Annotated in this window: 3 protein-coding genes and 1 pseudogene; 2 read left to right on the plus strand and 2 right to left on the minus strand. The window is 37.0% G+C overall.

The genetic code is table 11. The features are described 5' to 3' along the window. Both ACT3SX_RS14835 and ACT3SX_RS14840 read right to left on the minus strand, forming a co-directional pair. Window positions 1-174: pseudogene (locus tag ACT3SX_RS14835) on the minus strand (integrase core domain-containing protein); the annotation flags it as partial. 9 nt (window positions 175-183) lie between these two features. Further along, window positions 184-1,074, minus strand: a complete 891-nt coding sequence (locus ACT3SX_RS14840; RefSeq protein ID WP_095570632.1) for a LysR family transcriptional regulator — start codon at window positions 1,072-1,074, stop codon at window positions 184-186. Between the two features lie 135 nt (window positions 1,075-1,209). On the opposite strand from ACT3SX_RS14840, the gene ACT3SX_RS14845 reads away from it, so the two are divergent. Both ACT3SX_RS14845 and ACT3SX_RS14850 read left to right on the plus strand, forming a co-directional pair. Then, window positions 1,210-1,701, plus strand: a complete 492-nt coding sequence (locus ACT3SX_RS14845; protein ID WP_192520905.1) for a CidA/LrgA family protein — start codon at window positions 1,210-1,212, stop codon at window positions 1,699-1,701. A 9-nt stretch (window positions 1,702-1,710) separates the two neighbouring features. Beyond that, on the plus strand, window positions 1,711-1,966 hold a 256-nt coding region (locus ACT3SX_RS14850), incomplete at its 3' end, for an LrgB family protein (RefSeq protein WP_444526289.1).

Genomic DNA, 1,966 nt, shown 5'->3' on the forward strand with positions numbered 1-1,966 from the left:
AAACTCAAAAGGCGATACATAGCCCAATGCACTGTGTATACGCTTTTTATTGAACCAATCTACCCAATTCAATGTCGCAAGTTGTACATTCGCTAAACCTTGCAAATCTGCTTTCAAATATTCAATCACCTCTGTTTTGTATAACCTATGCCCTGTTACAGCCAAAGCATTATCAAGGCCTAGTTATATATTTTTTCTTATGTTATCAAGCCAAGCTTGCATACTTGGTGTAAGCAAGCGATGACGGCGCCAAGCCATGACAAGCTCCCATTTTAACTGAGGTTGGGTTAGTGGCAAGCAGACTAATCCTGTTAAATCCAACTTTTGAGTATAATATTGAGGCAAAAGAGTCACACCCATATCCTGTTTTACCATGTCAAGAAGCAAGTGCCACTGATTGGTTTGGCAAATAATATTAGGTTCAAAACCTAGTGATTGACAGTTTTCTATAATCATTGGAGTAAATGATGAATTGGAGGTAAATAAAATTAGGGGTGCATTTGATAGTGATTTAAGTGTTACCTTCGTTTTTCGCTTACCCATACGGTTTTTATTTGCTACGACCACCACTGGATAGCAACATATCGACGAGTAGTCAAAATTATCGTCAATCGGCTTCATCAATGTTGCCACATCAAGTTGCCCCTCTAGAAGGGCCTGCTTAAGTGACTCAGCACCATCTTCGATAAGTGAGGTTTCTATACTAGGATGCATTTGGTAAAAGTTAAAAATAGCTTTGCTTAGTATTTCACTGCCTAACGGTGAAATCCCTAGACGCAACTTACCACCTATTAATTGCTGATAATCTACTACTGTTTGTTCAAGATTATCTGCCTTTTGTAAGATATCCACTGCTTGAATATAGAGGTGTTCGCCAATTTCCGTTAAATTAACTAGCCGCTTTTTTCTATGAGTCAACGGCTTATCAAACAGAGCTACGCCTAAATATTCTTCAAGGTTACTGATGGACTTGGTAACGGTGGGTTGAGTTAAATTGAGTTGGATACTGGCTTGAAGAAACCCACCTGTTTTTACGACTGTCACAAAGCAGCGTAATTGCTTGAAAGTTATCATAAATAATAGACCACATTTAAGAGAAAGAACGAAATTTATTATAGAAATTGGGAATAAAAATAAAAATATAATTCATAATTTATGACTATAGTATTTTTATAATAAGTAGTCTCTAATCAACAAACAACAACTATTATGCGTAATCTTAATCTTCGTCTATCCTCCTGTTTTTTAGCTAAAACAAAACTGGCACTTCAAAGGTTCTATGGCCAATCATGGCTTCATGTCCTTATGCAATGCGCTATTATCGCAGCTGTCTGGTATTGTGCTGCGATATTGGTTGAGTTATTGCATTTACCCGTATCCTCAGGCGTCTTAGGAGTATCTTTAATGCTGATCTTATTAATGAGTGGTGCTATCAAGGTTAACTGGGTCAGACTGGGGGCAAAATTTGTTTTGGGTGAATTAGTATTAATGTTTATCCCACTTATGATGTCAATACTTCAATACAAGGCGCTATTTATCAGTAAGGGCTGGCAATTAATGCTGACAATTATCTTAAGTACCGCGATGGTGATGTTAAGCTCAGCATTAACCTTTATTATGGTGCACCGTTTGCAACGTAGATTGTATCGACATCAGATTCATAAAGCCCAATTAAACCTAAAAAATAATGATAATGTGTGAGGATTTACAATGAATGTCTGGTCAATCCTTTGTCTCATTTGGACATTAGCTGCTTATTATATGGCTAAAGTAATCTATGTGCGCTATCGAAAATCTTGGCTAAACCCAGCTATCACGGTTCCAGTAATAACGCTTTCATTAATGATTATCTTTAATATCTCTTATGATACTTATTGGAAAGATACAGCTTGGATTGTGCAGTTACTTGCCCCCGCAACGGTTGCGTTTGCTATACCTATTTATGAATATCGTCGTTTAATACGTC

It is taken from the genome of Psychrobacter sp. AOP31-B2-9, from assembly GCF_052378005.1.
Classification (GTDB): domain Bacteria; phylum Pseudomonadota; class Gammaproteobacteria; order Pseudomonadales; family Moraxellaceae; genus Psychrobacter.

What these genes read in the sequence shown, in the direction of transcription:
- ACT3SX_RS14840 (WP_095570632.1), bottom strand. Translation starts at nt 1,074, where the DNA reads ATGATAACTTTCAAGCAATTACGCTGCTTTGTGACAGTCGTAAAAACA.
- ACT3SX_RS14845 (WP_192520905.1), top strand. Translation starts at nt 1,210, where the DNA reads ATGCGTAATCTTAATCTTCGTCTATCCTCCTGTTTTTTAGCTAAAACA.